At 36.2% G+C, this 14,553-nt stretch carries 14 protein-coding genes and 1 riboswitch; of the genes, 9 read left to right on the top strand and 5 right to left on the bottom strand.

The window, feature by feature from the left end; translation table 11 throughout:
• Positions 1–5: 5 nt before the first annotated feature.
• Positions 6–1,235, bottom strand: coding sequence for a chloride channel protein (locus tag EGX95_RS25865; RefSeq protein ID WP_000182462.1), 1,230 nt, complete (start codon positions 1,233–1,235; stop codon positions 6–8).
• A gap of 320 nt (positions 1,236–1,555) precedes the next feature.
• Positions 1,556–1,660, top strand: a riboswitch (SAM riboswitch).
• Positions 1,661–1,752: 92 nt separating this feature from the next.
• On the opposite strand from EGX95_RS25865, the gene EGX95_RS25860 reads away from it, so the two are divergent.
• The 3 genes from EGX95_RS25860 (at position 1,753) to EGX95_RS25850 (ending at position 5,377) form a co-directional block, all read left to right on the top strand.
• Complete coding sequence (locus tag EGX95_RS25860) at positions 1,753–3,051, top strand: bifunctional O-acetylhomoserine aminocarboxypropyltransferase/cysteine synthase (RefSeq protein ID WP_000504757.1); 1,299 nt, start codon at positions 1,753–1,755, stop codon at positions 3,049–3,051.
• Entirely contained in the window at positions 3,035–3,940 is a 906-nt protein-coding gene (gene metA / locus EGX95_RS25855) for a homoserine O-acetyltransferase MetA (RefSeq protein ID WP_001121520.1), read from the top strand. Before EGX95_RS25860 ends, metA begins: the two co-directional genes overlap by 17 nt.
• Positions 3,941–4,081: 141 nt before the next feature.
• Entirely contained in the window at positions 4,082–5,377 is a 1,296-nt protein-coding gene (locus EGX95_RS25850; RefSeq protein ID WP_000659098.1) for a homoserine dehydrogenase, read from the top strand.
• Between the two features lie 23 nt (positions 5,378–5,400).
• On the opposite strand, the gene EGX95_RS25845 is transcribed toward EGX95_RS25850, so the two are convergent.
• Positions 5,401–6,027 (bottom strand): YczE/YyaS/YitT family protein, encoded by a 627-nt coding sequence (locus EGX95_RS25845; protein ID WP_000943413.1) that lies wholly within the window; start codon positions 6,025–6,027, stop codon positions 5,401–5,403.
• A 98-nt stretch (positions 6,028–6,125) separates the two neighbouring features.
• Here EGX95_RS25845 and EGX95_RS25840 point away from each other — a divergent pair, with 98 nt between their 5' ends.
• Genes EGX95_RS25840 through EGX95_RS25820 form a run of 5 tightly spaced genes read left to right on the top strand, consistent with a single transcriptional unit; the run spans position 6,126 to position 10,591 of the window.
• Positions 6,126–7,103, top strand: a complete 978-nt coding sequence (locus EGX95_RS25840; protein WP_000181968.1) for a LacI family DNA-binding transcriptional regulator — start codon at positions 6,126–6,128, stop codon at positions 7,101–7,103.
• A gap of 10 nt (positions 7,104–7,113) precedes the next feature.
• Entirely contained in the window at positions 7,114–7,995 is an 882-nt protein-coding gene (locus EGX95_RS25835; protein WP_123805778.1) for an SGNH/GDSL hydrolase family protein, read from the top strand.
• Positions 7,992–8,909 (top strand): ABC transporter ATP-binding protein, encoded by a 918-nt coding sequence (locus EGX95_RS25830; RefSeq protein ID WP_000207715.1) that lies wholly within the window; start codon positions 7,992–7,994, stop codon positions 8,907–8,909. Before EGX95_RS25835 ends, EGX95_RS25830 begins: the two co-directional genes overlap by 4 nt.
• Positions 8,902–9,894, top strand: coding sequence for an ABC transporter permease subunit (locus EGX95_RS25825; protein ID WP_001206492.1), 993 nt, complete (start codon positions 8,902–8,904; stop codon positions 9,892–9,894). Before EGX95_RS25830 ends, EGX95_RS25825 begins: the two co-directional genes overlap by 8 nt.
• A 19-nt stretch (positions 9,895–9,913) precedes the next feature.
• The gene (locus EGX95_RS25820; RefSeq protein WP_000432535.1) at positions 9,914–10,591 is read left to right on the top strand and encodes a uracil-DNA glycosylase; all 678 of its coding nucleotides are present in this window, start codon (positions 9,914–9,916) and stop codon (positions 10,589–10,591) included.
• A gap of 38 nt (positions 10,592–10,629) precedes the next feature.
• Here EGX95_RS25820 and EGX95_RS25815 read toward each other — a convergent pair whose 3' ends face one another.
• The 3 genes from EGX95_RS25815 to EGX95_RS25805 all read right to left on the bottom strand — a co-directional run bounded on the left by EGX95_RS25815 (position 10,630) and on the right by EGX95_RS25805 (position 13,465).
• The gene (locus tag EGX95_RS25815; RefSeq protein ID WP_000953390.1) at positions 10,630–10,923 is read right to left on the bottom strand and encodes a DUF3817 domain-containing protein; all 294 of its coding nucleotides are present in this window, start codon (positions 10,921–10,923) and stop codon (positions 10,630–10,632) included.
• Positions 10,924–11,134: 211 nt separating this feature from the next.
• On the bottom strand, positions 11,135–11,956 hold the full coding sequence (locus tag EGX95_RS25810; protein WP_000221384.1) for a Cof-type HAD-IIB family hydrolase: 822 nt from the start codon (positions 11,954–11,956) through the stop codon (positions 11,135–11,137).
• A 225-nt stretch (positions 11,957–12,181) separates the two neighbouring features.
• Positions 12,182–13,465, bottom strand: a complete 1,284-nt coding sequence (locus tag EGX95_RS25805; protein WP_000847023.1) for a purine/pyrimidine permease — start codon at positions 13,463–13,465, stop codon at positions 12,182–12,184.
• A 95-nt stretch (positions 13,466–13,560) separates the two neighbouring features.
• On the opposite strand from EGX95_RS25805, the gene EGX95_RS25800 reads away from it, so the two are divergent.
• Positions 13,561–14,553, top strand: coding sequence for a potassium channel family protein (locus EGX95_RS25800; RefSeq protein WP_000994001.1), 993 nt, complete (start codon positions 13,561–13,563; stop codon positions 14,551–14,553).

Below are 14,553 nucleotides of genomic sequence, written 5' to 3'. Positions count from 1 at the left end.
TTTTATTAATTTGTATTTTCGTTAAGTTTTGGGAGCGGAAAGGCATTCCCGACAGCAGCTGCGCCAAGCATTGGTAATAGTAAATTAAGCGGGAAAAACATAAGCAATAGTAATGTTATAGCTATTGGCTTTCGTAACGCATAGCTTGAAATTGCTGTCGTTACGATGGCAACAGATGCTACCGGGTCTATAGGAAGAATAGATGCTACAGCATATCCGATACTTGACCCAGAAAATATAATTGGGAAGATATGTCCACCTCGCCACCCTGTGTTTAAGCAAACGGCAGTAACGCACAACTTTAAAATCCCTGAAAGAAGTAGTATCCAAAAAGATAAATGGCTCCATTCGACAACTAATTCTTTTAATTGATGTTCCCCTGAAAATAATGTGTAAGGAAGAAAAGTTCCCGCAATTCCTAATAAAATACCACCGATAATTCCGAGTGTCAGTTTGTATTCCCTAAAAGGGTGAATGAATTTCTCTAATGTGAATTCTAGCTTGAAATAAAAGAAACCAACTATAGCACCGATACTAGCAAGTGGAAGAAATGCGATCCATTCATTGAAAGAAAGTGCACCTTCCCCGAAATCAACAATAAAGGATCCACGATTATCGAGTTTACTCAGTAGTAAATAAACAGAAAAACCTGCGAAAGTAGTAGCTAAGTATACAATTGCTTTTTTTCCTTTAGAAAAAGCAGCAATTTGTTCCCCCTCATTTTCATTCGGTGCTAAATAACCGAATAATGGTGCGTTAAAAATGACACTTAAAGTAGCGCCAATTCCGATCTCGGTTAGCTCATTCATACCCTTTAAGGCAAAGTTAAAGCGATCCCCTACCCATGTGCACAGTCCACCTATAATTCCAACTAGTGCGGCTTCTGGACCAAGACTAGCTCCAAAAATTAAAACAATAATCGCTGTTAAAGTAGCTCGATGGACAAAGCGATATTCGATTCGACTAGTTTTTTTATATTCAGCCATCACTTCAGGCATAAGGTGTGGGTATGTACCGAAATGTTTTTGTGATAGACCAACAAGGACCCCACCAATTATTGTCACGCAAAGGGTGTAATAAGAGGGAAAAGAGAGAACTTCAGGCAAGTATCCCCAAATAAAGTGGATTCCAATATTTATTGTGACTAAAAATAACCAGACTGTAGCTCCTACTATAGATCCTAGAAGAATGCCATATAGAGCAAGTATGTACTGCATATCTTTTTTATTTGTCATGTTATACCTCCGTTATGTAAATCTTAGTGGGGAAAAAAGTGAAATATACTAGTGGAAAATGGATTGAATATATATAGTATCTTTTTGAGAAGATGCCCTATTCAACATATAGACTAACTTTTGGGGAATTTGAATTATAGGTTAAATTACTTATTTAATTTTATAGACTGATTTGAGGTTTTTAAAGGTCTTTTTTGAAATAGACTAGAATATATTTCTTTTGTTGCTTTATATGAAACTGTTAACATTTATTTTAGAACATTCAGAAAAACTAATTGACATTAGGAAATTATTGCTATAAAATCAACGGTAATTGCATAGTCTTATCAAGAAAAGGTGGAGGGACAGGCCCGATGAAACCTTGGCAACAGCCGTATAACGGAATTGTGCCAAATCCTGCAGGTAATAACCCTGAGAGATAAGAAAGAGCCTTTAGAGCGTGTTTTCAAACTGCTCCTTTCTTGTTTTCAGGAAAGGGGCAGTTTTTTATTTTGTATAAAAGAAAGGAGAATGAGAAATGGGAGAATCATGGGGGAAAGGAACGATTTGTGTGCAAGGTGGCTATACGCCAAAGAATGGTGAACCGCGTGTTTTACCGCTTTATCAAAGTACAACGTATAAATACGATACTTCAGATGATTTAGCAGCGCTATTTAATTTAGAGGCAGAAGGATATATCTACACGCGTATTGGAAATCCTACTTTAGCTGCATTTGAGCAAAAGTTAGCGGATTTAGAGGGTGGTGTAGGTGCTGTTGCAACGGCTTCTGGGCAAGCTGCTATTATGCTTGCTGTTTTAAATATTTGTAGTAGCGGAGACCACTTGCTTTGTTCTTCCACAGTTTATGGCGGGACGTTTAATTTATTTGGAGTGAGTTTGCGTAAACTTGGTATCGATGTTACATTCTTTAATCCGAATTTAACTGCTGATGAAATTGTGGCCCTTGCTAATGATAAGACGAAACTCGTTTATGCAGAATCGCTAGGAAATCCGGCGATGAACGTTTTAAATTTCAAAGAACTTTCAGATGCAGCGAAAGAGTTGGAAGTACCTTTTATCGTGGATAATACATTAGCAACTCCTTATTTATGCCAAGCATTTGAACATGGAGCAAATATTATCGTTCATTCTACGACAAAATATATTGATGGTCATGCAAGTTCGTTAGGTGGCATTGTAATTGACGGAGGGAACTTCGATTGGACAAACGGGAAATATCCTGAACTAGTTGAACCGGATCCAAGTTATCACGGCGTAAGTTACGTTCAAAATTTTGGTGCAGCAGCTTATATTGTGAAGGCACGTGTTCAATTATTAAGAGACTACGGAAACTGTATGAGCCCATTTAATGCGTATATTAGCAATATCGGCTTAGAAACATTGCATTTACGAATGGAGCGTCATAGTGAAAATGCTCTTGCAGTTGCTAAATGGCTTGCTGATCATGAACGTATTGAATGGGTGAACTATCCAGGATTAAATAGTAATGAAAATTACTCGTTAGCACAAAAGTATTTGAAAAAAGGTGCTAGTGGTGTTTTAACATTCGGCATTAAGGGAGGATTAGAAGCAGCAAAAGAATTTATTTCAAATGTAAAACTAGCAACTCTCGTAACGCATGTGGCTGATGCGCGAACTTGCGTTATACATCCTGCTAGTACAACGCATAGACAATTAAGTGCCGAAGATCAGCGCTTAGCTGGCGTCACATCAGATTTAATTCGTTTATCAGTTGGCATAGAAGATGTTTCGGATATTATTGCAGATTTAGAAGCAGCGCTAGTCGGAGGCAAACAACATGCCGATCATAATTGATAAAGATTTGCCAGCTCGCAAAGTGTTGCAGGAGGAAAATATTTTTGTAATGACAAAAGAGCGAGCAGAAACACAAGATATCCGGGCATTGAAAATTGCTATATTAAATTTAATGCCTACAAAGCAAGAAACAGAAGCGCAATTACTTCGTTTAATTGGAAATACACCGTTGCAATTAGATGTTCATTTACTTCATATGGAATCGCATTTGTCTCGTAATGTTGCACAGGAACATTTAACGAGTTTCTATAAAACATTCCGTGATATTGAGAATGAGAAATTTGATGGACTCATTATTACAGGAGCACCAGTTGAAACCCTTTCTTTTGAAGAGGTAGATTATTGGGAAGAGCTTAAACGTATTATGGAGTATTCAAAAACGAATGTAACATCTACGCTTCATATTTGCTGGGGGGCACAGGCTGGTTTGTATCATCATTATGGCGTTCCAAAGTATCCTCTTAAGGAAAAAATGTTTGGTGTATTTGAACATGAAGTCCGTGAGCAACATGTGAAACTGTTACAAGGTTTTGATGAATTGTTTTTCGCCCCGCATTCGCGTCATACAGAAGTACGAGAGAGTGATATTAGAGAGGTGAAAGAATTAACATTATTAGCAAACTCTGAGGAAGCAGGTGTTCACCTTGTTATTGGGCAAGAAGGAAGACAAGTGTTTGCGCTCGGGCATAGTGAATATAGTTGTGATACGTTAAAGCAAGAATACGAACGGGACCGCCAAAAAGGGTTAAATATTGATGTGCCGAAAAACTATTTTAAGCATAATAATCCAAATGAGAAGCCGCTTGTAAGGTGGAGAAGCCATGGGAATCTATTATTCTCTAATTGGCTGAATTATTACGTGTATCAAGAAACCCCTTATGTATTATAAAAAAAGATTGTGTCACACGTGGCAACGTTTTCTTTGTAAAGATTAACCTATATTTTTCCGAATGTTCAAAAAACATTGTTTTTCAGATTTTTTATTCATATAATTTCATCTAAACACAATTTTTGAGGGGTGGACAGTATTATGAAAGAAATTCAAGTTGGCTTATTAGGTCTTGGGACAGTTGGTAGCGGAGTAGTTCGTATCATTACAGATCACCAAGAGCGACTTATACACCAAGTAGGTTGTCCTGTAAAAGTAACGAAAGTGCTAGTACAAAATATTGAAAAAGAGAGAGAAGTAGAGGTACCTTCTACTCTATTAACACAAGATGCACATGAAATTTTAGACAATCCAAACATCGACGTTGTCATCGAAGTAATGGGTGGCATTGATGATGCAAAAGCATATATTTTGCAAGCTTTACAAAGCGGGAAGCATGTTGTGACTGCCAATAAAGATTTAATGGCGTTACATGGGGCGGAACTCTTAGCGGTAGCAAAAGATAATAAAGCAGATTTGTTTTATGAAGCAAGTGTAGCCGGAGGGATTCCGATTTTACGAAGTATTGTAGAGGGACTTTCTTCAGATCTTATTACGAAAGTAATGGGAATTGTAAATGGAACGACAAATTTTATTTTGACGAAAATGTCAGATGAAGGGAGAGCATATAACGACGTGTTAAAAGAAGCCCAGCAACTTGGATTTGCAGAAGCGGATCCAACATCAGATGTAGAAGGTTTAGATGCAGCAAGAAAAATGACAATTTTGGCTACCCTTGGTTTCTCTACAAATGTAGAGCTTGGAGATGTGAAGGTAAAAGGGATTACTTCTATTACAGAGGAAGATATCGAATACAGTAAGAGTTTAGGTTACACGATTAAACTAATCGGTCTTGCGAAGCGAGATGGTGAAAAATTAGAGGTTACAGTTGAACCGACTTTACTTCCAAATACACATCCTCTTGCGGCCGTGCAAAATGAATATAACGCTGTATATGTGTATGGTGAAGCAGTTGGAGAAACGATGTTTTATGGACCAGGTGCAGGAAGTTTACCGACAGCAACAGCTGTTGTTTCCGATTTAGTAGCTGTAATGCAAAATATTAGGTTAGGGGTAACAGGAAATAGTGCTGTAGTCCCGCAATATCAAAAAGTATTAAAAGAGCCAGACGAAATTGTTGTGAAGAAATTTTTAAGACTTCATGTGAAAGATGAAATTGGTGTATTTGCAAAAATTACTTCGTTATTCTCTGAGCGTGGCGTTAGCTTTGAAAAAATTATTCAAATGCCACTTGAAGAGAAAGGAAAAGCTGAAATTGTAATTGTAACGCATCGTGCTTCTCTTGCTGATTATGATTATATTCTACATACGTTGCAAGGGTATGAAGAAATAGATTGTTTGAAAGCAAACTATCGAATTGAAGGGGATGCAAAGTAGTATCTCCTCTAAGAAAAAACCTATTAAGCGGCTTGCTTAATAGGTTTTTTTCTATTTAAAATCTTCGTACCAACTTGAATAAATGCTTGGATAATCCAGCCTGTTGTAAAAGATAAGATGATTGTTCCAAAATAGATAGGTCCATCTAATAAAAAGCTTAATGTTAAAAATAAAAACGCTAACGAAATTTCTGTTCTTCTAAATGTCCATTTCTTTTTCTCAGCAACTGTTAAAACGAAAGCTTCTTGCGGTGCTGCACAAAGGTTTGTAGAGACATAAAGACCAATTCCGGCTCCAACGAATAGATTTCCGCAAATAAGTGTTATATATTTTGGAAGAGAACGGACAGCGTCCATAATAGTTGTAATGGAACCAATCCAATCAACAAAAAGAGAGATAAGAACCATTGTTACGATTGTACCGATTGTAATTTGTCTTTTATTCCAAAAGAGGACGATAAGGGTAAAGGCAAAATTAATCATGAAAATCCAAAAACCGATACTTATCCCGAAATTTTGATATAGTGCAATAAAGAAGGAATCATAAGGGCTAAGTCCAAAGGAAGTAATGGTCGTCATCATATTAATACCGATGGCGAGAATGAGTAGACCACCAATGAAAAATATATATTCTAATTTGAATCGAAGCATAGTTGTATATCCTTTCAAAATGTATTTGCTAGGAAAGGATATATTGTGGAAAGCTTACCAGGTCAAGGGAGAATTTTTGCAGGGAAGGGGAAAATGAGATGACGAATATAAGAAAGATTGCGGAACTTGCTGGGGTATCTGTTTCAACTGTTTCACGTGTACTAAATAATCATCCATATGTGAATGAGCAGAAGCGAAAAGAAATTTTAGCAATTATAGAAGAATTAAACTATACGCAAAATGTGAATGCAATTCATTTAGTGAAAGGAAAAACGAATGTAATTGGCGTTTTATTACCGCACGTTAATGATCAATATTATAGTGCCATTATTGAGGGAATATCAAAGGAAACAGCAAAGAATAATTATAATATGATGCTTTGTCAGACGAATTATAGCGAGGAAAGAGAATTAGAAATTTTGAATATGTTAAAAATGAAAAAGCTTGATGGGGTTATTATATGTTCTCGGGCAAATAGTAAGGAGAAGCTCGAAGAATATACGAAATTCGGCCCGATTGTTATGTGTGAAGAAATAGATTCAAAATGCATTTCAAGTGTACATGTTGATTACTATAAAGTGTTTTCACAAGGGATGAAAAACTTAATAGATGCTGGTCATACACGTATTGGGTATTGCATTGGAAGAAGTAATAGCATTAATAGCCAGAGAAGAAAACAAGCATATGCGGATTCACTTCAACAGATTGCTGAAAAACCGATAGGAACTTGGAAGTTTGAAGGCTGTTTTACGGTGGAAGATGGGCGTAATGTAATTAGGGAGTGGGCCTCTATGTCAGTAAAGCCAACTGCGTTTCTTGTATCTTGTAACCATATTGCAGCGGGAATGGTAACGGAGGCGAAAAAACAAAGAATTCGTATTCCAGAAGATGTTACGATTATCGGTTGTGATGATCAAGATGTAGCAGACATTTTAGGCATTACGACGATTTCATATTCTAGTAAAAATGTTGGCGTGAAGGCATTTGAATTATTATATGAAAAGATTAATGATGAGCAAATAGATGTAAAGCACGTAGAGTTATTGCCAGAATTCGTACAAAGGGAAACAACATAATAGATAAGGTATGAAAATCGCTTTTCAAAATTGCGTTTGGTATAATTATGGACAATCTATGAGGGCTAAAAGGGGTTTTGATATGAGATCAAAAGTAGTAAAAGTAATTCTACTCATTACAATTGCATCTTTCTGTTTATTTGCATATGGCTTTGTTTCAGGTGTAAATGATGTATTAAATCCGAAAGCTTCAAATTTAATTAAAAAGACCGATGTAGTGGCAAAAGAGAAAAAGAAAACGGGAACGTTACAAATCGTCAGTTTAGGTGATTCATTGACGCGTGGCGTTGGTGATAAAGAAGGAATTGGCTATGTTGGGCGAATGAAAGAGGATTTACAAAAAGATTATAAGCAAAAAATTGCATTAACAAATTTAGCAGTTAGTGGTGCAAAAATGCCTGATTTATTAAAACAAATTGAAAGTAGTGGCGCTCAATATTCAATTAAACAAGCAGATGTAATTGTTTTAACGATTGGAGGAAATGATTTATTTCCAGGCTGGGAATCGCTTGGAAAGATAGATTTAGAAACATATCGTCCTGATACAGAAACATTCCAAAATGAAGCGAAGAAAATTATAGAAGAAATTCGTAAATTAAATACAGATAGCCCTATTTTTTGGCTAGGTTTATATAATCCTTTTGAAGATGTAGAAGATTTAAAGGGGTCTTCAAACATTGTTGTAGACTGGAATGCATCTTTAGAAAAATTAGCGATAAATAATAAAAATGTGTATATTACACCAACATTTGATTTATTCCAAAACCGTGGGAAAGATTTATTATACTCCGATCATTTCCATCCGAATGAAGTAGGGTATACATATATGGCGGACCGATTAGTTCAAAATGTAGCAAGTAAATTAAAACTAGAACAAGGAGGGGTAAAATGACGACGATACTTTCCGTACGAGACTTGAAGAAGGTAATTGGAAAGAAGACTCTTGTAGAGAATATTTCCTTTGATGTAAAGCAAGGAGAAGTGTTCGGGTTCTTAGGACCAAATGGTGCTGGAAAGACGACTACCATTCGAATGTTAGTCGGATTAATTAAGGCGACAGAAGGTACGATTTCTATCGGTGGTTATTCGATTAAGGAAAATTTTAGAGAAGCGATGCGTCAAATTGGGAGTATCGTTGAAAACCCAGAGTTGTATACATATTTAACGGGATGGGAAAATTTAAAGCAATTTGCTCGTATGTTAGGTGATATATCAGATGAACGTATTATTGAAATTGCTGAAATGGTTCATTTAGATGAAAGAATTCATGACAAGGTAAAAACGTACTCACTTGGTATGAAACAACGACTTGGAATTGCGCAGGCGCTCCTTGGGAATCCAAAATTGCTCATATTAGATGAGCCAACGAATGGTTTAGATCCAGCAGGGATTAGAGAACTTAGGGAATTTATACATAAGCTTGTAAAAGAAGAAAATATGAGCGTGTTTATTTCAAGTCATTTGCTAAGTGAAGTGCAAATGATATGCGATCGCGTTGCTATTATTCATAAAGGAAAGATGATAACAGTTGCCAAGGTTGAAGAGTTAATTAAAACAGCAAGTGATCGTGTAGAATGGATTGTTACGCCGATTGGGAAGGCAAAAGATATGCTAGAAGATGCTGAGGAAGTAAGAGAAGTGAGTATAGAAGGTGATCGATTACTATGCCGCATGAATATCGCATCTATAAGTAATTGGAATAAACATTTTGTAGAAAACGGGATAGATGTACATAGTGTTAAGGAACTTGTATTTACGCTAGAAGATTTATTTATTGAACTCACAAGGGGTGAGCAGCATGCGTGAATTTGCGAATCTAGTTTTAAACGAATCGGAGAAGATTTATCGTAAGAAGCGTATTTTTGTTGTTATGCTTATTTTAGCAATCTTAATCCCGCTCTTCGTGTATGCGCAGTATCGTGAAATAGAAACGACACAAAAAAGGCTAGGTACAACGGATTGGAAAGTTTCGCTGCAGCAACAAATTGTTGATTCTCAAAACCGTTTGAACAATTCTAGGTTGCCAGAAGAATGGCGTGATTGGTTAAAGGTAAGAGTTGAGCAGCAACAATATTATTTAGATCATGATATTAATCCGATGGCACCGGGCGCACCAACTTTTGTAAGGGCGTTTATTGAGCAAGGGATTACATTATTTATTCCACTTCTCGTAATGATTGTCGCCATTGATATTGTTTCAGGAGAACGAAGTGATGGAACGATGAAGATGTTACTTACGCGGCCGATTAGGCGCTGGAAAATACTCCTTAGTAAATACGTAACGATGTTATTTTTCATTTCGCTCATACTGCTCCTTGTAGGTGTGTTTGCATACATATTATCAGGGCTTGTATTTGGATACTCGGGATGGAATTTACCTGTGTTAACTGGATTTGTTATTGATAAGGAAACGTTAAATACGAATTTTGTACATCTTATTCCGCAATGGCAATATATCTTGATGGCGTATGGATTAGCTTGGTTTGTTGCTATCGTTGTCGGAACTATATCATTTATGGTCTCTGTTTTAATTCGTAATACACCAGCTGGTATGGGCGTTATGCTAGCTGCATTAATTGCAGGCGGTATTTTAAGCTCGTTCGCAACATCTTGGGAAGGTGCGAAATATATTTTTAGTGTGAATTTATCATTAACAGATTATCTATCAGGAAAACTACCTGCATTACAAGGTTTATCGATGGAGTTTTCTTTAATGAATTTAACGGTTTGGGCAGTTGTTTCCCTTATTATTTCGTTCGTAGTATTTACAAAACAGGATATGGTGAATTAATTAGACAGGAAGTGACAGTATGGAAAATGTTTTAAAGAATGATTGGGGGCCATTATTGGCACCAGAATTTGAGAAAGAATATTATCGTAAGCTAGCTGATTTTTTGAAAGAAGAGTACAGTACACATGTTGTTTACCCAAAGAAAGAAGATATTTTTAACGCTCTAGAGTATACAAGTTATGAAAATACAAAGGTCGTTATTTTAGGACAAGATCCATATCATGGACCGAATCAAGCGCATGGTTTAAGCTTTTCTGTGCAACCCGGTATTAAAACGCCACCGTCATTGTTAAATATGTATAAAGAGCTTCGAGATGAATATGGGTATGACATTCCGAATAACGGTTATTTAGTGAAATGGGCAGAGCAAGGAGTATTACTACTAAATACTGTATTAACAGTTCGACAAGGCGAAGCAAATTCTCATAAGGGAAAAGGATGGGAGCATTTCACAGATCGCGTAATTGAGCTATTAAATGAACGTGAAAAGCCAGTTATTTTCATATTGTGGGGACGCCATGCACAGGCGAAGAAAAAATTAATTACAAATACGAAGCACCACATTATCGAATCTGTACATCCAAGCCCACTATCAGCAAGACGTGGTTTCTTCGGAAGTAAGCCATACTCTAAAGTAAATACGATTTTAGCTAATATGGGCGAGAGGGAAATTGATTGGGAAATTCCAAATTTATAAATAGAAAAGGTAGTTAACAGTCGTTAACTACCTTTTCATTATTGTTGCTCATTCTTTAATTTTGCATCCAGTACAAACGTGCCAAATGGGATAACTGATGAAACGAATGCCCCAAGTGCCCATAAAATTGATTTACGGTGTACGATTGTTACTTGAATTACTGCGAAGATAAATAAAATAAATAAAACACCGTGAGCCATGCCTGTAATTTTAACAGCTGTTGCAAATCCTGCGAAATATTTTAATGGCATTGCTACAAATAATAGTAGTAGGAAAGAAATCCCCTCAATAAGTCCAATTGCTCTTAATCGTCCGATTGGTGTAGATAACATGTAAAATAGCCTCCCTTAACGTATGCTTGTTTATAGTAAATTTGTATTCTTTTTTAAAATAAAATAGTCTATTTTGTTTCATTATATACAAAAAGAAAGTTTACACTACGAGAATAGTGCAAAGTTCAAAATATAGTCACAAAAGCATGGTAATTTAAATAAAAACCTATTTGAAGTGTTTGACTTCAAATAGGTTTTATGAGTGGAAATATTAAACAAGTGCTTCTTTTTTTAGTACGAACTTCTCTACAACTTTTGCTACACCATCGTTCATATTTGTATCTGTTACATAGTTTGCAATTTCCTTAATATCATCAGGTGCATTGCCCATTGCGACACCAAGACCGGCGAATTCAATCATCGCCTGATCGTTATAGCTATCACCCATTGCGATAACTTCTTCGCGCTTAATGCCAAGTTTTTGGATTAATTGGTTTAAGCTCGTTCCTTTTGTAACACCGGCTTCAGTAAATTCTAAGAAGAATGGTTTAGAACGCATAACGCTTAATTGTCCTTCTAGTTGTTTTTGTAATTTCTTTTCTACTTCAACAAGGCGTTCAGCTTCTTTATTCATTAATACTTTTACTACAGGCTCTTTAACAGCAGCTTTAAAGTCATCTACTACAACGATAGGCATACCAGTAATATCGCCCTCAATTTCAGTATAAGGATTATTTTCTTCCGTTACGATATCATCGCCCATATAAGTATGAATCCATACATCTTCAGTTTTACTAATTTCAAATAAGTTGTGAACGATTTCAGGAGAAAGCGTACTACTAAAGATTTCTTCGTTTGTTTTACAGTTAATAATTTTTGCACCATTAAAAGATAGAATGAAACTACCGTATTCCTCCAAACGAAGTTCTTTCGCCACATTGCGCATACCAAATGTTGGACGTCCGGAAGCAAGTACAACTTTTACACCTTGTTCTTGTGCAGTCATTAGAGCTTCTTTCGTACGAGGTGAAATAGTATGGTCGTCACGTAATAAAGTATCATCTAAATCTAAAACAATCATTTTATAAGTCATATTGAAAATTCCCTTCTTTATTTAAATCAAATATATGTTCATGGAGATGTAAGAAATAATAGTAAGACATCGAACCTCTTTAAAAAGAAGTAGATTCATTTTTATGAGTGTTTTCCTCATCATATTAATTAATAATCATTGGGGATGGACAAAACCCCAATGATTAAATGTTTATTTTATCGTAACAACTCTAAAGGTAGAGTGCAATAATGGAAGTTTTCCAATTTACGATACTTGTTTTATTGTCGAACGAGAAAATAGTATTTCTAGTAAGATTGCCATTACAGCCCCAAGAACGAGACCATTACTTAGGAATGAAGCTAGAAATGGTGGAAGCGTGGAATATGCTCCTGCTGGAACGAACATAACCCCAATTCCTGTGAAGATTGACAGACCTGCTACTTTAAATAATCGTTCTTTATCCTGTACTGTTTCGTATTCTCGAAAGGCGAGACCGATCATGCTTGCAAATACAGGATAAATGGCAGCATAACCAACTGCAACTGGGATTGCCGCAAAGAATGAAGTGATCTTTGGGAATATACTAACGACAATAATAAAGCTTGACCCTAATATAAATGGGAGGCGTTTATAAATATTAGTCGTTGCAATAAAACCTGCTGATCCAGAAATAGCGACAGGTCCGATAGCCGAAAACAGGCCGCCTAGTAATTGATTGATTCCTGTTATAATACCGGCCTGTTTAAAACGATCTGATGCAGCATTTTCTTCATATTTAGAGACAACCTTTTGTACAACGCGAATACTTGCTAACATATTTGTTAGAAGTAAGAGTGTAACGAAAATGACCGTAATTACCATGTTCCATTCAACACGAGGCATTCCGAAAACAAATAAGGATGGAAAACGGATTATGTCTGTCACTGGTGTTATTGGATTGGATAATCCAAAGCATGCGAATAATATCCAGCCGCAAACGATACTGAAAAGAACAGAATATTGTCCGATAATAGGTAGCTTCATGATGAAAAAGGATAGTAAAATAACAATGAGTGAAAGAATAAATACGTTAGGTTGTACTTCTGTATGTTTTCCATCCAGGCCGAACATTCCTTTTAAGAAGGAACCACTAAGTTGTGCAACAAGAAGAAATAAGTACGTTCCAATGACTGTCGGTGTAAAATAGCGAACGAGTTTATCAATAAGTCCAAAAACGCTAAGAATAATACAAATGATACCGCTTAATAAGAAAGCATATTGAAGAACTTTAAGTGTCTCATTGTTTGATCCAAATAATACGACACCTAAACTTGCATATAGGGAGAAAATTCCCCACCAAAGGCCAGCAGGACCTTCTTGAATAGGAAGTTTATGCCCAAATATAGCTTGTAAGAGACCAGCAAAGCCTAGAACAAATAATGTTCTTTGTACGAATGCGATAGCTTCAGCGCCATCAAGACCATAACTAGTTGCGACGCTAATTGGTACAATAAGACTCCCAGCTAAAATAAATAGTGCCCATTGTAAGGCGGAAAGAAATGTTTTCATTATATCAACCTCTTTCATAGATTCCGTATCTAGTATATATGTATTTCATTTCCACTGGCAAAGATTGTAGATAGAGAAAAGAGTTGAAACATGATATGAATGCACGTAAGCAATTATGGATAGCAGTTATATGTATGACTTTTGTTGTAATTTTAGGAACGCTAGGATTTATGACGATTGAAGAGATTAGTTTGTTTCAAGCATTTTGGATGACGATGATTACTGTATTAACGGTTGGATACGGAGATGCCATTCCTGTAACACAGGCAGGAAAAGTTTTTGCGCTCCTTATCATACCGATTGGAGTCGGTATCGTTACGTATGCAATCGGTGTAGTGGCAGCTATGATTATTGAAGGGAACCTATTTCATGCAGTACGGAGGAAGAAGATGGATAAACAAATAGCACAGTTACAAAATCATATTATCGTATGTGGTTGCGGTAGAGTAGGGCTTCAAGTTGTACATGAATTGCAAGAAAAGAAAATTCCATTTGTCGTCGTGGATAAGGATGAAAGCATATTAGAGAAGGAAAAGCTTTTATATGTACATGGAGATGCAACAGAAGACCAAGTGTTACATCATGCTGGGATTTCAAAGGCAGCTGGTTTAGTTGCTATCGTAGCAAATGACGCTGAAAATGTATTTATTACGTTAACTGCAAGAGGATTAAACGATGCAATTAAAATTGTGGCAAGAGCAGAAAAACCAGAAACCGAAGACAAATTAAAGAGGGCTGGTGCAAATAAGGTGATTAATCCATCTAGTATGGCAGGGATTCATATTGCAAAAGGTATTGCGAATCCGTTAACAGTTCATTATATTGATACAGTACTGTATGGCGTGGAGCAGTCATTTGTAATTGAAGAAATTGCAGTAGGTAAGGGCTCTATTTTAACTAATAAATCATTATTAGAGAGTGATGTTAGAAATCAATTTGATGTAACAATTTTAGCGATTTTGAGAAATGGGAATGTTATACATAATCCAACGGGGCAGGAAAAGTTGCAAGAACATGATATGATAATAGTATTTGGTTCAGTAGAGAAGCTGGGACAATTTGAGAAAGAACTACAAAGTATGAGGTGA

The sequence above is a fragment of the Bacillus sp. FDAARGOS_527 genome (assembly GCF_003812125.1).
GTDB classification, from domain to species: domain Bacteria; phylum Bacillota; class Bacilli; order Bacillales; family Bacillaceae_G; genus Bacillus_A; species Bacillus_A paranthracis.
The sequence above is the reverse complement of the archived record's forward strand: the minus strand, read 5'-3'. Positions and strand labels throughout refer to the sequence as shown.

Coding starts and splice junctions, on each gene's coding strand:
- EGX95_RS25815 (WP_000953390.1), bottom strand. CDS start 10,923: ATGTTATCTACACCAATCGGACGATTAAGAGCAATTGGACTTATTGAG.
- EGX95_RS25825 (WP_001206492.1), top strand. CDS start 8,902: ATGCGTGAATTTGCGAATCTAGTTTTAAACGAATCGGAGAAGATTTAT.
- EGX95_RS25805 (WP_000847023.1), bottom strand. CDS start 13,465: ATGAAAACATTTCTTTCCGCCTTACAATGGGCACTATTTATTTTAGCT.
- EGX95_RS25820 (WP_000432535.1), top strand. CDS start 9,914: ATGGAAAATGTTTTAAAGAATGATTGGGGGCCATTATTGGCACCAGAA.
- EGX95_RS25830 (WP_000207715.1), top strand. CDS start 7,992: ATGACGACGATACTTTCCGTACGAGACTTGAAGAAGGTAATTGGAAAG.
- EGX95_RS25860 (WP_000504757.1), top strand. CDS start 1,753: ATGGGAGAATCATGGGGGAAAGGAACGATTTGTGTGCAAGGTGGCTAT.
- EGX95_RS25850 (WP_000659098.1), top strand. CDS start 4,082: ATGAAAGAAATTCAAGTTGGCTTATTAGGTCTTGGGACAGTTGGTAGC.
- EGX95_RS25865 (WP_000182462.1), bottom strand. CDS start 1,235: ATGACAAATAAAAAAGATATGCAGTACATACTTGCTCTATATGGCATT.
- EGX95_RS25835 (WP_123805778.1), top strand. CDS start 7,114: ATGAAAATCGCTTTTCAAAATTGCGTTTGGTATAATTATGGACAATCT.
- EGX95_RS25810 (WP_000221384.1), bottom strand. CDS start 11,956: ATGACTTATAAAATGATTGTTTTAGATTTAGATGATACTTTATTACGT.
- EGX95_RS25800 (WP_000994001.1), top strand. CDS start 13,561: ATGAATGCACGTAAGCAATTATGGATAGCAGTTATATGTATGACTTTT.
- EGX95_RS25840 (WP_000181968.1), top strand. CDS start 6,126: ATGACGAATATAAGAAAGATTGCGGAACTTGCTGGGGTATCTGTTTCA.
- metA (WP_001121520.1), top strand. CDS start 3,035: ATGCCGATCATAATTGATAAAGATTTGCCAGCTCGCAAAGTGTTGCAG.
- EGX95_RS25845 (WP_000943413.1), bottom strand. CDS start 6,027: ATGCTTCGATTCAAATTAGAATATATATTTTTCATTGGTGGTCTACTC.